This is a genomic window from Lactobacillus selangorensis, from assembly GCF_001437205.1.
Lineage (GTDB): Bacteria > Bacillota > Bacilli > Lactobacillales > Lactobacillaceae > Paralactobacillus > Paralactobacillus selangorensis.
In genome coordinates this window covers 139,686-155,428 of sequence record NZ_JQAZ01000001.1, presented here as the reverse complement: position 1 = coordinate 155,428, position 15,743 = coordinate 139,686, and the positions used below count along the sequence as shown (strand labels likewise).

Annotated in this window: 13 protein-coding genes and 1 pseudogene; all 14 read right to left on the bottom strand. The window is 49.6% G+C overall.

Annotation, left to right across the window (positions count from 1 at the left end; genetic code table 11):
* Positions 1–58 precede the first annotated feature (58 nt).
* Positions 59–301, bottom strand: a complete 243-nt coding sequence (locus IV40_RS00795) for a KH domain-containing protein (RefSeq protein WP_057768448.1) — start codon at positions 299–301, stop codon at positions 59–61.
* A gap of 10 nt (positions 302–311) precedes the next feature.
* Positions 312–602 carry a 30S ribosomal protein S16 gene (gene rpsP, locus IV40_RS00790; protein ID WP_057768446.1) on the bottom strand — a complete coding sequence of 97 codons (291 nt, stop codon included), beginning with the start codon at positions 600–602 and terminating at the stop codon, positions 312–314.
* A gap of 128 nt (positions 603–730) precedes the next feature.
* Complete coding sequence (ffh, locus tag IV40_RS00785; RefSeq protein ID WP_057768443.1) at positions 731–2,170, bottom strand: signal recognition particle protein; 1,440 nt, start codon at positions 2,168–2,170, stop codon at positions 731–733.
* A 17-nt stretch (positions 2,171–2,187) separates the two neighbouring features.
* Positions 2,188–2,529: a putative DNA-binding protein gene (locus tag IV40_RS00780; RefSeq protein ID WP_057768441.1), complete on the bottom strand. Its 342-nt coding sequence runs from the start codon at positions 2,527–2,529 to the stop codon at positions 2,188–2,190.
* A 116-nt stretch (positions 2,530–2,645) separates the two neighbouring features.
* On the bottom strand, positions 2,646–3,431 hold the full coding sequence (locus IV40_RS00775; RefSeq protein ID WP_057768439.1) for an alpha/beta fold hydrolase: 786 nt from the start codon (positions 3,429–3,431) through the stop codon (positions 2,646–2,648).
* Positions 3,432–4,081: 650 nt separating this feature from the next.
* Positions 4,082–5,074 (bottom strand): annotated as a pseudogene (gene ftsY / locus IV40_RS10885) (signal recognition particle-docking protein FtsY); the annotation flags it as partial.
* 15 nt (positions 5,075–5,089) lie between these two features.
* The gene (smc, locus tag IV40_RS00765; protein ID WP_057768437.1) at positions 5,090–8,641 is read right to left on the bottom strand and encodes a chromosome segregation protein SMC; all 3,552 of its coding nucleotides are present in this window, start codon (positions 8,639–8,641) and stop codon (positions 5,090–5,092) included.
* A 28-nt stretch (positions 8,642–8,669) separates the two neighbouring features.
* Entirely contained in the window at positions 8,670–9,386 is a 717-nt protein-coding gene (gene rnc, locus IV40_RS00760) for a ribonuclease III (protein WP_057768435.1), read from the bottom strand.
* A 179-nt stretch (positions 9,387–9,565) separates the two neighbouring features.
* Positions 9,566–11,326, bottom strand: coding sequence for an oligopeptide ABC transporter substrate-binding protein (locus IV40_RS00755; RefSeq protein ID WP_057768433.1), 1,761 nt, complete (start codon positions 11,324–11,326; stop codon positions 9,566–9,568).
* A gap of 50 nt (positions 11,327–11,376) precedes the next feature.
* Positions 11,377–12,288 carry an ABC transporter permease gene (locus tag IV40_RS00750; protein ID WP_057768431.1) on the bottom strand — a complete coding sequence of 304 codons (912 nt, stop codon included), beginning with the start codon at positions 12,286–12,288 and terminating at the stop codon, positions 11,377–11,379.
* 18 nt (positions 12,289–12,306) lie between these two features.
* Entirely contained in the window at positions 12,307–13,266 is a 960-nt protein-coding gene (gene opp4B / locus IV40_RS00745) for an oligopeptide ABC transporter permease (protein WP_057768429.1), read from the bottom strand.
* Position 13,267: 1 nt separating this feature from the next.
* Positions 13,268–14,275: an ATP-binding cassette domain-containing protein gene (locus IV40_RS00740; RefSeq protein ID WP_057768427.1), complete on the bottom strand. Its 1,008-nt coding sequence runs from the start codon at positions 14,273–14,275 to the stop codon at positions 13,268–13,270.
* Positions 14,262–15,299 carry an ABC transporter ATP-binding protein gene (locus IV40_RS00735; RefSeq protein WP_057768425.1) on the bottom strand — a complete coding sequence of 346 codons (1,038 nt, stop codon included), beginning with the start codon at positions 15,297–15,299 and terminating at the stop codon, positions 14,262–14,264. The genes IV40_RS00740 and IV40_RS00735 overlap by 14 nt, the downstream gene beginning before the upstream one ends.
* Positions 15,300–15,487: 188 nt before the next feature.
* Entirely contained in the window at positions 15,488–15,733 is a 246-nt protein-coding gene (gene acpP, locus IV40_RS00730; RefSeq protein WP_057768423.1) for an acyl carrier protein, read from the bottom strand.
* Between the last annotated feature and the right edge of the window lie 10 nt (positions 15,734–15,743).

Here is a 15,743-nt window from a genome sequence, read left to right as displayed (position 1 = left end):
ATGAAAAAGAGTCTGAAACAAAACAGTGTTTTGTCGCAGACTCCCTAGTTGTTAATGCCTAAGCATCAACAATATTTAAACGCACACGCTTTTTCAGCCCTGTTTTGACGCCGTAAACAATGGTCCGAATGGATTGCGCCACATGACCTTGTTTACCAATAATGCGTCCAATGTCATCTTTTGCGACGTGTAGATTAAACTCGATGAAACGGTCCGATTCACTTTGCGTGATCTTCACAGCCTCCGGATGACGCACCAATGGTTGAACGAGCGCCATAATTAGTCCTTCTACATCCGTCATTTAAAAAGACCTACTTTTTAGCTTCTTGATGATGTGCTAAACGAGCTTCATGGTATTGTTTCATAATGCCATGCTTGGAGAGAATATTCCGAACAGTATCGGAAGGTTGTGCACCTTTCTTCAACCAGTTCATGATATCTTCTTCATTTAATTTCACGTCTTCTGGGTTGGTTAATGGATTGTAATAACCAACTGTTTCGATGAAGCGGCCATCACGTGGTGAACGTGAATCTGCAACAACGATACGATAGAAAGGCTTGCGCTTGGAACCCATACGCTTTAAACGAATTTTAACAGCCAATCTGTCCACCTCCTAATTAATTTAACTTCATTATCTTATCAGTTAATGACGAAGCTGTAAAGTGTTTTTTCTTTACAGGGCAAAATATTTTACCGGACGGCACTCTAAAACGGATTTCAGCAGTCCGTCTATTTCGATTGATACCGTTTGATATTCTTCATGCGCTTCTTTTTGTTCCTTTTATTCTTTTTAATCATGCGGTTCATGGCCATCTTGCCGATGCGGCCTTTGACGCCGCCGCCCAGCATCTGGTCCATCCCCTTCATATTGCCTTTGGTCATCTGGTTCATGACTTTCTTGGACTGGTTGAACTGTTTAATCATCCGGTTGACTTCTTGGATTGGGCGTCCGGAGCCAGCGGCAATCCGCCGCCGTCTGCTGGAGCTCAAAAGGTCTGGGTCTTCACGTTCAGCCGGTGTCATCGAATAAACGATAGCCTTCGTATGCGCGATATCCTTGGGATCAATCTTGACGTTCTTCAACGCCGGATTATTAGCCATGCCAGGCACCATCTTGAGAATATCTTCCAAAGGTCCCATCTGCTGGAGCTGGTCCATCTGAGCGACGAAATCATTGAAGTCGAAGCTGTTTTCCTTGATCTTCTCGGCCATATCATCGGCTTGCTTTTTGTCATAGGTTTCCTGGGCCTTATCAATCAAGGTCAGCATATCGCCCATGCCTAAAATGCGGTTCGCCATCCGATCTGGGTAGAAGATATCGAGATCGTTCTTCTTTTCGCCTTGCCCGATGAACTTGATTGGTTTGCCGGTAACGGCGCGAATGGAAAGAGCAGCCCCGCCACGTGTATCGCCATCCAGTTTTGTCAGGACGACCCCGGTAATATCCAGGTCTTTGTTGAAGCCTTCCGCTACATCGACGGCAGCCTGCCCAGTCATCGCATCGACAACCAGCAGGATTTCGTTCGGCTTGGCTAAATCCTTGATATTTTGAAGCTCCTGCATCAATTTTTCATCAATCTGCAGCCGGCCGGCCGTATCGATAATGACATAATCATTATTCTGCAAGCTGGCTTGCGTCAGCCCCTGCCGGACGATTTCAACGGGGTCCGTATCCGTCCCCATTTCAAAGACCGGCACATCGATGTTTTCACCGATTTGTTTCAGCTGATCAATCGCAGCTGGACGATAAACATCGGCCGCAATGAACATTGGACGCGCATGTTCTTTCGTCTTCAGACGGTAAGCCAGTTTTCCGGCTGTCGTCGTTTTCCCAGCCCCTTGGAGCCCGACCATCATAATAATCGTCGGGATATGCGGTGCCTTGTTGAGCGGCACAGCTTTCTCGCCCATCATCTTGGTTAATTCTTCGTCAACAATTTTGACAATCTGCTGCGCCGGCGTCAAACTGTCGAGCACTTCGGCTCCGACCGCCCGTTTTTTGACGGTATTGATGAAATCTTTGACAACCTTGAAGTTAACATCGGCTTCAAGGAGCGCCATTCGGATTTCCCGCATCGCCGTATTGACATCGGCTTCGCTGACTTTACCCTTTTTACGTAATTTACCGAGCGCGTTTTGGAGTCGTTCGGTCAATCCTTCAAATGCCATATCGATTCATTCCCCACTTATTCTTCGGTTGTTGTCAAAACAGCCTGCAAGAGTTGTTGTAATTTTTGGTCCTGCCCATAATGAGCGTCGATGTAATGCTGCAAAGCGTCCACCTGGTCATTTTCTCGTTCGTAATTTTGATATAAATGCAGCTTCTGTTCATAGTCCTCAAGGATTTTTTCCGTCCGGCGGATATTGTCATAAACTGCCTGGCGGCTGACATGATAATCTTCGGCGATCTCGCCGAGTGAATAATCATCGCCATAGTACAATTCGAGGTACTGCCGCTGCTTGTCCGTCAATAACGGCGCATAAAACGCAAACAGCGAGTTCATGCGATTATTTTTGGCGATTTCCACCTCGACCCCTCCGATCTATTGCAGTGAATACATGTCTTAAGATTACCCGTTTTTAGCAATTTGGTCAACGGCAAAAAGAAGGGTATAAACCGTAGTTTATACCCTTCTTGGCTGCTTTATGCAAGCCCATTTAAAAATTGTTGGAGGACCTGATTAAAGTGACGTGATTGTTCCGCCATTACCACGTGTCCCGCCGCTGGAATCACAACGGCTTGCGCCCGTGCCATTTTAGCAGCTGTCAAGGCTGCAAATACACTAGGATAGTACGGACTCTCCTGCCCGGCAATCATCAGATACGGGTGTGTAAATTGGTGCAGCACATCCCGCCAATCTTGAAACGCATGGTCGACTAATAACGGCTGGTCCAGCTTGGCGTCAAATGGATGCGCCTTTTCGGCTGCCTGTACTAGTGCAAAGGTATCATCATCAATGTGCCGATACGTCGATGGCCCCAGCGGCTGGTCGAAGCGGCTAGGAAAATTAGCCCATGTCAGCCCTTTAAATCCATACTGCCAGGTTGCATCGTTAACCATTTTAGCCGGCTGGTCGACATCGATCAGCCAATCGACCCGCTGCTGTCCGAATAACGACAAATAAGCATTGGCCGCTGCCGCACCCATCGAATTGCCCATGATACCAAAATGAGTGACCTGCTGGGCTGCCATAAATTCAGCAATATCCATTCCCAGCCGGCTCATTCGTAACCCATGTGACGTGTGCTGCGAAGCCCCTTGATTGCGCAGGTCGAGATTCAGAACCCGCATTCCTCGTTTTAAAAAAATGGGGAGCTGCCGATTCCAAATCACCTTTTGACCGCCAAAACCAGTCAGAATCAGCACCACTGGGCCCGTACCTTGGTCGGTGTAATCCAACGCCACTTGATCACTCGTCACAAATTTCATAGCAGTTTCTGCCACCAATGCTTCTTGGCCGGTTTCGTTTCCGCAGTCGTGGCTTCGGCAGTGGCCTCAGTCGTTGGCTCAGAAGTTGGTGCGGCGGTCGTTGGTTCCGCAGCTGTTGCAGCGGTCGTTGCTTCTACCGTAGTTTCTGCGGTTGCGGCTGTAGTGGTTTCTGCAACTGTTTCCGCCATTGTCGGTGCAACCGTGACTGCGGTCGTTGGGGCAGTGGTTTCAGCGATAGTTGGCACAGTCGTGGCTTCTGTTGTTGGAACACTAGTTGGTGCATTTGTCGGTGCGGCCGTAATGGCAGCGGTCGTTTCAACCGTCGTTGGGGCGCTCGTCACTGCGGTTGTCGTCTCCATTTCAGAAGCAGCTATTTCGGCGGTCGGTGCGGCAGTCGCCTCAACAACCGGCTCTTCGCTGGCTGTATTGTCGCCGTTATCATGCTCTGGCAAATCGGTTTCGGCCGTTGCCGTTTCAACCACTGGCTCTTCACTGTCCGCATTATCGCCGTCATCATGCTCTGGCAAATCGGCTTCGGCAGTTGTCGTTTCAACCGCTGGCTCTTCACTGGCCGTATTGTCGCCGTCATCCTCCGCCGGTAATTCAGCTGTCGCTTCCGTCGTCGTTTTAGCAACGGGTTCTTGCGGTGCGATTAAGCCCTTGAACAGGCCGTAGATGAACTGATCGGCGTCGAAACGCTGCAGATCGTCCATGTGTTCACCCAAACCGACTAATTTGACCGGAATATGCAGTTCGTTGCGAATTGCCAAAACGATTCCGCCTTTGGCAGTCCCATCCAATTTAGTCAGGACAATGCCGCTGACCTTGGTCGTTTTGTTGAATTCTTTAGCTTGATTCAAGGCATTCTGACCCGTCGTCGCATCCAGGACTAATAAGGTTTCTTCAGGAGTATCCGGTAATTCCCGCACGATGACCCGCTTGATTTTATCCAGCTCGTTCATCAAATTGACTTTGTTCTGCAGACGGCCGGCCGTGTCGACCAGCAGAATGTCATAATGTTCTTCTTTGGCTTTTTTAACGGCATCAAAGACAACTGAAGCCGGGTCGCTGTTGGCCTTGCCCGCAACAACATCGACATGGTCGCGCCGACCCCACTCCTGGAGCTGTTCGATTGCGCCGGCACGGAACGTATCGCCCGCCGCCAGCAGCACCTTTTGGCCCTCACTCTGATAGTGATGGGCCAGTTTGCCGATTGTCGTCGTTTTGCCGGCCCCATTGACCCCAACAAAGAGGTAGACTGTCGGCTGGCCTTCTGGCGCAACTGCGAGCTGGTTATCATGCTCTTTTTCGCCCTCTTCACCGTACATGTCGACTAATTTTTCGACGATGACTCGGGAGACATCGGCTGACGATTTGACGTTTTGAAGCTTGACTTCTTCACGGAGTGCATCGGTCAGTTTCATGGCAACATCGTAACCAACATCGGCTTCAATCAGCATTTCTTCAAGGTCATCAAAAAAGTTTTCATCGACCGTCCGGAAGTTCGCAAACAACGCATTCAGACGCTGGCCGAATGTGGTGCGGGACTTCTTCAAGCCTTGATCGTATTTTTCGGATTCCTGCTCTTGGGCGGGTGTTTCTTGTCCGCCGAATGTTTTTCTGAGTCGATCAAATAATCCCATCTTTTTTCCTCCTCATTAAGCAGATTCGTTTTCGAGTGACACGGCAACGACCTTCGAGATCCCCGATTCTTCCATCGTAATCCCGTACAAACGGTCGGCCGCCGTCATCGTGCCTTTCCGGTGGGTGATGACGATAAACTGCGAATCTTGTTCGAAATGTTTGATAAACTGGCCGAACCGGGCCACATTGGCATCGTCTAAGGATGCTTCGACTTCATCCAAAATGCAGAATGGCACCGGCCGGACCCGTAAGATCGCAAATAACAACGTAATCGCCGTTAAAGCCCGCTCCCCACCGGATAACAGGCTGAGCCGCTGCAATTTTTTGCCCGGCGGCTGGGCCGTAATTTCGATGCCGGTCGTCAGCAGATGACTCGGATCGGTCAGGGTCAGTGTCGCATGTCCGCCGCCGAACATCAACGGAAAAATCTCGTTGAAGGCCTGTGCGGTCGCATCAAAAGTTTCTTTAAACCGATGGGCGACTTCTGTATCCATCTGGTCCATCGTCGTCTGAAGCTGTTTCTGGGCATCCAGCAGGTCGTTCTGCTGCTGGGTCAGAAAATCATACCGTTTTTTGACCCGTTTGTAATCATCGATTGCATTTAAATTGACATCGCCGAGGTCGTCAAGGCCGCGTTTTAATAATTTCAGTTTTTCTTTCGTATCGTGCGGCTGCCAATCGGCCGGTTGTTGGGCCTGAGCAGCTTCATAGCTCAGCTCATACTGGTCCCGCAGCGTTGCTAAACGCCGGTCCAGGCCGCTCTTTAGCCGATCGAGCTGAATCGAGTTTTCCTTCTGCTCATCCAGTGCATTTTCCTGCAGGGCATAATGCCGCTGGAGCTGAGCATCCAGATCCTGCTGTTCAGCCTGCAGCTTGGTCCGTTGGGCTTTAGCGGCCGCCATCGCTTTCTTCAAAGCGGCAATCTGGGTGCGAGCCGTTTGCAATTGCTGGGCCCGTTCCGCTGTCGAACCGGTGCTTTGTTTGAGCGCCGTCTGTAATTGCTGCTGCTGAGTCGTTAAGTCCGTCACCTGCTGCTGCAAAGTGTCCTGCTGCTGGCGAGCCGTTTCTGCCTGTTCCTGCACATGGGCCACTTCCGACTTGGCAACGGCATTCTCCGTCTGCAATTGCTGCAGCTGCTCGGCCGCTTGTTTCTGCGTATCGGCAAAATGGTCAAGCCGTGAATTGGCATCCGCCAGATTCTGCTTGGCTGCGGCCAATTTTTGCGCTACTTCATCAGTCGTCTGCGCTAAGGCCGCCGCCTTCTGCTGGGCGGCTTCGAGCTCATCCTGCTGCTGACGCTGCGTGAACAGATTGCCTTGCACCGTCCGTTCCAGCTGCGAGACTTGCTGTTCGGCCAGCGTCAAATCATTCTGACGTTCCTGCCACTTAGCTTGCAGCGGTTCCAACTGTTTTTGGCAGTCCGCCTGCTGCTGTTCATTATCGCCAAGCCGATTGCGCAAAGCGGTCAATTGATTCTGCTGCTGGTCGAGCTGCCCTTGCATTTTAGCAATCATCTGATTGAGGTCGGTCAGATTCTGCTGCCGTTCCAAAAGGCCGGTCCGCTGTTTCTGACTACGGCCGCCGGTCATCGAACCGCCGGGATTCAAAAGGTCGCCGGCTAAGGTAACAATCCGGTATTCATGATGAGTCCGCTGGGCCAATTGGACTCCATGCTGCAAGGTATCGATCACCAATAAATTACCCAGCAGATGCTCGATCACCGGCTTAAACTGGGAATCGTACTGGACGAGTTCACTGGCAATGCCCTGAAAGCCCTCCTGCTGGCGAATCGTCTGTTCGGCACTGCTGCGAATAAAACGGGGCCGCATCGTCGATAATGGCAGGAACGTTGCCCGCCCTAAGCGATGCGCCTTCAAATATTCGATTGCCTGCTGGGCAGCTGATTCGTCTGTAGTGACAACATTCTGCAGCTGGCCGCCTAGCGCCGTTTCCAAAGCAAGCTGGTCTTCTCTGGGAACGGTCAGTAAATCAGCGACCGCACCCAGTACACCCGATAGCTCCTGCTGGTGCTGCAAAACAGCCTTCGTGCCTTGGTAATAACCGGCGTGTTCGTCCGCCAATTCGGCGAGTCCTTTTTGTTTGGCTTGGGCCTGCTGTAAAACGCCCAACGCCTGATAATACTTATTCTGTTCGTCCTTTTCGGACTGGCGCAGTTTTTTGTCCGTCTGCTGCAGTTTCTGCAGTTCCTGCTGAAAGCGATCGACTCGTTCTTTTAAGCCGGCCGTTTCCTTTTTGAGGTCCTGCTGTTTTGTGGTCAGCGCCTGCTGCGAGTTTTTGGTCTGCTGGTCGGCCTGATTCTGCCGGGAGAGCTGGCCCGTCAATTGTGCAACCTGTTTCTGGGCATAGCTCAGTTCGTTGCGATGGTTCGTCTGGGCTTCCATCTGGTCAATGTAGACTGAACGCAGCCGTTCGATTTCGGCTCGCAGGGCTTTTTCACCGCCGGCTTGGGCTTTGGTTAAAGTCGCTGCTTCCTGCTGGTGCTGTGCTAAAGCGGCTTGTTTGGCCGTCAGTTCCGTCTGCAACTGCTGGACCTGCGTTTGCGTAGCGGTCAGCTGCTTTTGAGCCGTTTGCAGCTGCTGCGTCACTTGATCGAGCTGGCTCTGATTGTTCTTCTGACGTTCAGCCACCACATTATCCTGCCCGACTAAACTTTCTGCCAGCTGGGTCTGCTGCAGAAGCTGTTCCTGCTGCTGATCAAGCTGGGTCGTCAATTGCTGCTGCTGGTCTTTGTTCTGCTGGTTGGCCGTCGTTGCATGTGCGACTTGCCGCTTCAAATGGGCGACCGTCGCCTTTAATTCATCGGCCTTGCGTTGCGTAGCTGTCTGCTGTGCGGCCAAATCAGTAATCTCATAGGTCAATAGCTGCTGATACAGGGCATCGTAGTCCTTTTTCTGCCGCAGATAATCGGTGGCAATACTGCTCTGCTCCTGCAACGGGCCAATCTGGTCTTCCAATTCATGGACAATGTCGTACACACGCGCCAGATTATCGCTTGTTTCGGCGAGCTCTTTTTCAGCCTGCTTTTTCTTCTGCTTGTACTTTAAAACACCGGCGGCCTCTTCAATGATGCCCCGCCGGTTTTCAGGCTTGCTGTTGAAAATTTCTTCGACCCGGCCCTGTGAAATAATCGAAAACGATTCACGACCAAGGCCGGAATCCATAAACAAATCGACGATATCCCGTAAACGGCACGCCTTCTGGTTCAGATAAAATTCACTTTCGCCATTGCGAAAAAGACGCCGGGTCACTGTAACTTCATCCGGCATCTTAGGAAAATAATGATCTGAGTTATCAAACGTCAAAGTGACTTCGGCACGGTTCAGCGGTTTGCGTAAAGCCGTTCCAGCGAAAATCACATCGGGCATGCGTTCCCCACGCAGACTTTTGGCCGATTGTTCACCCATCGCCCAGCGGATGGCTTCGGTAATGTTGCTCTTGCCGCTGCCGTTCGGACCGATCACACCGGTCATCCCTTCCGAAAAATGAAGGGTCGTCTTATCGGCAAATGACTTAAAGCCATTCATCGTCAATGATTTCAGTTGCACCTTCGCATGTCCCTTTCTCTTCTAAAACTTAATCTTGCGGTAATAATGTATCGTCGGCTCCTAAAGAAGCCAGCGCTTCGGCCGCCGCCATCTGTTCGGCCGCTTTTTTATTCTTTCCGGTCCCGGTGCCTAACACTTTACCATCGGCTTCGACATCGACTTTGAAGCGATGTGCCGTGTCCGGTCCATTTTCAGACAGCACATGGTATTCAATCGCCACTTCGCCATTCCGCTGCAGATACTCCTGAAGGTTGGTCTTGTGGTCGAGGGCATACGAAAAGTCCCCAGCATCGATCTTCGGAAAAATCACTTGGGTAATGAAACGAACGACGGCATCTTTGCCTTGGTCAAGATAAAGCGCACCATTAAAAGCTTCGAATAAATCCTCAAGCAGCGTCAGCCGTTTACGGGCACCCGCCTGTTCTTCACCTTTACCAAGACGAATATACTGATCGAAATGAGCCTCTTTGGAAAACGAACTAAAACTCTTCGTCTGCACAATCGCCGCTCGTAATCGCGTCAGTTTGCCTTCAGGCAGTTGCGGATACTTCTTATACAAATATTCCGAAACGGTCAGTTCCAAGACGGCATCGCCTAAGAATTCCAATCGTTCATTGTCTTTCAATGCTAATTCTTTGTGTTCATTTTTATACGATGAATGTGTAAACGCCTCATCCAATAGGGCAATGTCGTTAAAGACGATTCCATATTGGTCGCGCAACTCATTGATCAATCCCGCATCCATGCTAATCAGGTCCTCCCTTGATTTGAGTGTGTCTTCAAAAAAAAGCCACTCGTTCCTTTATTATAGCAATTTTGAGCATTAAAAAACACTCCCCTTTCAGGAAGTGTTCTTTTCGTACCCATAGAATTTAAATTGCTCTAAAGATGATTCGGAGTCGAATCATTTTGGAACCAGAATGATTATTTCGAGGAAACCCCGACGTTTGCCCAGCTGAAGGACGGCTTCAAGCTCAGACCAGTGACACGGCTCGACACTGCATAAACATCCGTGCTGTAAGTTGTCGGAACAACATAAGCTTCTTTGTTCATGTAGGCTTGCCACTTCTTGAAGGCCTTGACACGGTATGCATTATTGAAGGCCTTCGCAGAATCGATGTCATTCAAAAGCTTGGTGTTTTCCTTGGTGTTGAAACGACTGAAGTTAAAGGGTGCTTCAGCAGCGTACAACTGGTAAGGCGAAGCTTCTGAGGATAAGGACCATGCCCCTAAGAACATGTCGACATCTTTGTTGTCATTTTCAAGTTTGTCATAGAAACTGTTGAATTCAATCAAACGACCAGTAGTCAGCTTGACGTTCAAGTGCAGCTTCTTCCGCCAGATTTGCAGGTAGTTCTGAACGGTTGGCTGTTGCGTCGAAGCACCGGACATTGCGGCCAGGTGGATTGTCAGCGGCTTGCCATTTGGCTGGGTCCGCCAGCCGGTCTTCTTATCAATCTTGTAACCAGCGTTGTTCAACAGCTTAACAGCCTTCTTGATGTCATACGGATGACCCTTTTCAGAACTGTCATGGTACTTACTGAAGATGGTTGGAATCAAAGTTGTCCCACGATAGCTCAAGCCATCCGTGAACTTCTTAGAAACCTGCGACACGTTCATGCCGTATGCAATTGCATTCCGGAGCGCTTTGTTGTTCATCTTGGCATTCTTATCTTCAACGTTAGTCCCTGTCTTGCTGTCGTACTTGCCGACCTTGAAACCAAGGTAGCTGTAGGATAAGGATTGCTTGCCGATAAATTGAACGCCCTTGGTGCTCTTGACGTTTTTGTATTGTGACGTTGGCACGGAAACATAATCAAATTTCTTGTTCTTGATTGCAGCGGCGACGGAATCCGGCGAGACAACCTGAACCGAAATCTTGCTCAGCTTCGGTTTCTTGCCGTAATAATACTTGTTGGGAACGTATTCGACCGATTGACCCGAAACGACACTCTTAACCTTGTAAGGGCCGAAGAACAGTGGCTTCTTACGCACTTGCGGCGACGAAATCAGTTTCTTCATCGAAATGTTCTTGTAGTAATGCGCTGGCGAGGCAGATTCCCAGAAGTAGCCGTTCCCAGAGTAAGCCATCCCTGGCTTCATCTGCTTGAAATGAATAACGACTTCATTTCCGTTGGCACCCTTTGGTTCTTCCAAACCGCTGATGGTGCTGGACTTGCCTTCATGGTATTCGGCCATGCCGACGATATCTTCCAAGGTGCTGGAATACTGCTGGCTAGCAGCGGCTTTGCTGCCTAAAATCCGGTAAGCATAAACGATATCTTGGGCGGTCACTGGAACCCCATCGGACCACTTGACGTTTTTGTTAATCGTGATTGTGGCGGTTTTAGCCTTTTGGTTCAATTTCAGGTTTGCGGCACCACCATCAACGATTTTATAGTTGTTATCGGTTTTGAAGAGGCCTTCAAACCCGAACTGCGAGACTTCTTGGTCAGGGGTGTCTGTTTGCAGGGTATCTTCAAAGATTCCTTTAAACGGTGTATCGGTGACTTCCCCGTATGTAAAAGTCCCTCCTTTGACAGACTGCTTCTTATTGCTGACTGTTTCTGCAAAATGCTTCTGTGTTGACGACGATGATTGTGATGATTTACTGCCACAGGCGGCGAGTGATAAGGTCAATGTCGCAGCGAGGGTCAGCCATCCTAATGCGCGCTTCTTTTTCATATGAATCTTCCTCCCAAACATTTTACAGGTGCAAATATGTGTGACGCTTGTTAACTCCGTTGCCGGGCATCAGCGGCATGCCGTAACGCTTGGCCGATATAGTTGATGCCCATTGATAAGACTAAGAGCAATAATGCGGCGGGCAGCCAGACCCACCATTTGCTCGTGATGACTTCTGGGTCGTTGGCATAGCCGATTAAGGTTCCTAAACTAGGTGTCGAGTTCGGCAGCCCGTAACCCAAGAAAGTCAATCCTGTTTCAATCCCGATGCTGGCCGCAAAGGTCAGTGCGGCATCGACGATGACTAAGGAACTGATATTCGGTAAAACCGCTCCGAAAATAATCTTGAAATTCGATGTTCCCGATGTCTTGGCGGCGGCAACGTATTCACGCTGACCTTCCGACAAGGCGTTGCTCCGGATTAGGCGGGCTGTGCCGACCCAGCTGAACATGGCAATAATCCAGACCAAGGAAAACATGTTGTAATGCGGCACAATCGTAACCAGAACAATTTCGATCATCAGCGCCGGCAGAATCATGACGAAATCAACGACCCGCATCATGATGTTATCGACTTTGCCGCCGAAATAACCAGCGATGGTCCCGTAAATGATTCCGACGCCTTCGTTGACCAGCGTGACTAAGAAGGCAATCGTAATCGAATTCCGAGCCCCGACAATCAGCATTTTCAAGACATCGTGTCCACCTTCATCGGCGCCAAGCAGGAACCCGTTGGTACCTGGTGCATCATACTGGTCGAGAATATTGACCTGGGTCACCGACCCTGTGTTCAGAAACAGCGAGCCGATGAACACCGTCAAGATGATTAAGGTCACAACAATCAGCGAGACCATGGCGACTTTATCACGGGCAAATTCATGGAGCAGGACTTGAAAGGCCGACGGTGGTGCACTGACCTTTTCTTCCTTGATGGTTTTGCCTTGAATTTCTTCTGCATCCATACTGGTTCCTCCTTTCTATTATTGAATCCGCAGCCGTGGATCGACGACCCGCAAGATGATATCTGAAATCAAGTTCCCCAACAGGGTGAAGATTCCGAAAATCAGTACCAATGCGGTAATAATCGAATAGTCACGACTGCTGATCGATGAGATGAACAGCTGTCCTAAACCTGGGTAAGAGAAAATCGTTTCGGTAAAGACGGAGCCGCCGATCAAAACGGCAAAGTTGTTGCCGATGAAAGCGGCAATCGGCAGAAACGAATTCCGCAGGATGTGTTTGCTGAACACAACGCGTTCCGGTACCCCTTTGGAACGGGCCGTCCGCACATAGTCTTCCTGCTTGTTATCGATGATGCCGCTCCGCAAGTACTGAATAATACTGGTGGTGGCCAGAATCGCCGCTAACAAGGCTGGCAAAATCATGTGGTAGAGCATGCTGCCGACTTTGCCGATCATGCCGGTCGCACTGACCGAAATCGAACCGCTGGTTGGAAACCAACCGAGCACATAACCGAATAGCCAGATTCCGAATAAGTAGAACACAAAGGCTGGAATGGCTAGGGTAATGTAGGTGTAAACCTGAATCGCATTATCCTTCCAGCTGCTTTCGTAACGACCAGCGATAATCCCGACTGGAATCGCAATCAAGTAGGTCAAAACGAAGGTCAGCAGTGCCAGCCAGAAAGTATTGACGGCCCGTTCGCCGATCATACTGGCTACGGAACGGTGGTACTGGTAGCTAGTCCCGAAGTTGCCATGGAACATGTTGACGACCCAATCCCGGTACTGGACATACCATGGATTGTAGAAACCAGCTTCGACCCGCAGACGATGGAGCTGAGATGGATCGGTCTGGGGAGTGACGAGTCCGGTAAACGGATCACCAGGCATCATCTTGGCTAGCATGAAGACCATCAGGCTCAAGATAATAATTTGGGGAATCATCAGGAGCACCCGTCTTAAAATGGTTTTCCACATGCTACTCCACCTCCATTCTCAAGGGCAATTCATCTGGGTAGCGGTCGTGCTCGATTTCTTGGCGGCATAAGTCGGCTTGCTCCGGCTTGACAGCGGCGGCATGATGTTCGGTCAGCTGCTGCAAATCGAAGACCCGGCCGTTTTGATCGTAATAATCCTTCTTTTCAGATTGAAACTTCTTTTCAACGGCCTGCCGATGCTTGCGATTCTGTTGCCGATGGGTCGGGTCGACTTCGGGAATCGCCGATAATAACCGCTGGGTGTAAATGTGCTGCGGATGTTCGTAAATATCTTCCCGAGTCCCAGTTTCAACAAAACGGCCTTGGTTCATGATTGCCATGTCAGGGCACATATGCTTGACGACCCCTAAATCATGCGAGATGAACAGGAAGCTGATGTGGTACGCCTGCTGAATGTCTTTCATAAAGTTGAGCACCTGCGCCTGCACCGATAAATCGAGCGCTGAAACAGGTTCATCGGCGATAATCAGTTTGGGATGCGTCGCAACGGCTCGGGCAATCCCGATTCGCTGGCGCTGGCCGCCTGAGAATTCGAAGGGGTACTTGTAAATTGAATCAGACGGCATCCCGACAATATCGAGCAGCTGCTGGACCCGCTTCTGCTCATCGGTCGGTGCCAAATGTTCGAAATTGCGGATTGGTTCGGCAATAATGTCTTCGATGCGTTTACGGGGATTCAAACTGGATAAGGAATCCTGAAAAATCATCTGGACGTCTTTGTTGTAGTGCATCGATTTGCGAACGCTGGCTTTGGTAATATCCTGGCCTTCATATAAAATCTGGCCGGAAGTAACTTTTTCGAGCCCGACGATGGCTTTGCCGGTCGTCGACTTGCCTGAACCGGATTCGCCGATCAACCCATAAGTTTGTCCGGCTTCGATGTTAAAACTGACATCATCGACGGCCTTGACATAACTCGTGATCCGATTCCAGAAACCCGTCCGAACTGGATAGTGAACTTTTAAATGCTTTACTTCAATCAGTGACATTCACGATTCCTCCTTCGACGGAACTTAACGCATCTTGAAAATGAAATGTTTTGTAGCAAGTGCAGCGGACGTAATGATTGGGTCCTACTTCATGCATCGTTGGATGGGCTTCATGAGCACTCGCCGGAATCCAAGGAATGCGGGGGGCAAAGCGGCAGCCATCCGGTTGCATATCTTTTAAGGACGGCACCGTGCCTTGAATGACATGGAGCTTGTCTTCAACGTTATCCAACTGCGGCATTGAATTTAAGAGTGAACGTGTGTAGGGATGCAGCGGATGGGCGAACAGCTCATTGACCGGTGCTTCTTCGACAATCTGGCCGGAATACATCACTGCAACCCGATCGGCGGTTTCGGCGACGACACCCAAATCATGGGTAATCAGGATAATGCCGGAACCTGTTTCTTTTTCGATGTCTTCCAACAAATCCAAAATCTGGGCTTGAATCGTGACATCGAGCGCTGTTGTCGGTTCGTCGGCGATAATAATCGGCGGCTTGCAGGCAATGGCGATGGCGATGATAATCCGCTGCCGCATCCCGCCGGATAATTCGTGCGGATACTGCCGGTAAGTCAGTTTCGGATTAGGAATCCCGACTCGCTCAAGAATCGCTAAAACATGTTCTTTCCGTTCTTGTTTATTTAACTTGGTGTGATATTTAAGGGTTTCGGCAATTTGGTCGCCGCAGCGCATCAATGGATTGAGCGCCGATAACGGATCCTGGAAGATCATCCCGATATCGTTGCCACGAATCTTATTAAAGGCTGTTTCGTCGAGACCGACTAAATTCTGGCCGTTATATGCGATTGTGCCGCGAACACGGGTGTTCTTCGGATTATGTAATCCGATGATGCTGGTTGCTAACGTACTCTTACCAGAGCCTGATTCGCCAACGATCGCTAAAATCTCATTTTTATCTAATGTTAGATTGATGTCATCAACGGCGTCATAAAACGCGTCGCCCACACGGAATCCAGTGTGCAGATGCTGAATATCTAATAAATGTGTCGTTTCATCTGGCATGAACAGGCCTCCTCTTTCAAATGAATTATTAGAATTTGATAAGTAATCTAATAATTATTTTAGATTATAGGGTGTATTCGGCCACATTGCAAGTATTTTTATCATTGTTTTCTTATTTTCTTCACAAAAAGGGCATAAAAAAAGGCTTTCAGCAGGAAATCAAATCCCGCCGAAAGCCTAATGCAGTGCTACTTAGTTGGGTGTGCCTGAATATATTTCACGGCATCGCCGACTGTTTGAATTTTCTCAGCATCGTCGTCGGGAATTTCAGCACCAAAAGTATCTTCTAATTCTAAGACGAATTCCACCATATCAATGGAATCAGCGTCTAAATCGCGTTTGAAGTTCAAATCGTTGCTAATCTTGTCCGCCGTCAAATCAAAATGATCTTCTAATAATTTGGCAATTTTGTCGTAAATTTCTTGGTCTGTCATGTGCCAGCAC

Coding starts and splice junctions, on each gene's coding strand:
- IV40_RS00795 (WP_057768448.1), bottom strand. CDS start 301: ATGACGGATGTAGAAGGACTAATTATGGCGCTCGTTCAACCATTGGTG.
- ffh (WP_057768443.1), bottom strand. CDS start 2,170: ATGGCATTTGAAGGATTGACCGAACGACTCCAAAACGCGCTCGGTAAA.
- IV40_RS00775 (WP_057768439.1), bottom strand. CDS start 3,431: ATGAAATTTGTGACGAGTGATCAAGTGGCGTTGGATTACACCGACCAA.
- rnc (WP_057768435.1), bottom strand. CDS start 9,386: ATGGATGCGGGATTGATCAATGAGTTGCGCGACCAATATGGAATCGTC.
- IV40_RS00755 (WP_057768433.1), bottom strand. CDS start 11,326: ATGAAAAAGAAGCGCGCATTAGGATGGCTGACCCTCGCTGCGACATTG.
- IV40_RS00750 (WP_057768431.1), bottom strand. CDS start 12,288: ATGGATGCAGAAGAAATTCAAGGCAAAACCATCAAGGAAGAAAAGGTC.
- opp4B (WP_057768429.1), bottom strand. CDS start 13,266: ATGTGGAAAACCATTTTAAGACGGGTGCTCCTGATGATTCCCCAAATT.
- IV40_RS00740 (WP_057768427.1), bottom strand. CDS start 14,275: ATGTCACTGATTGAAGTAAAGCATTTAAAAGTTCACTATCCAGTTCGG.
- IV40_RS00735 (WP_057768425.1), bottom strand. CDS start 15,299: ATGCCAGATGAAACGACACATTTATTAGATATTCAGCATCTGCACACT.
- acpP (WP_057768423.1), bottom strand. CDS start 15,733: ATGACAGACCAAGAAATTTACGACAAAATTGCCAAATTATTAGAAGAT.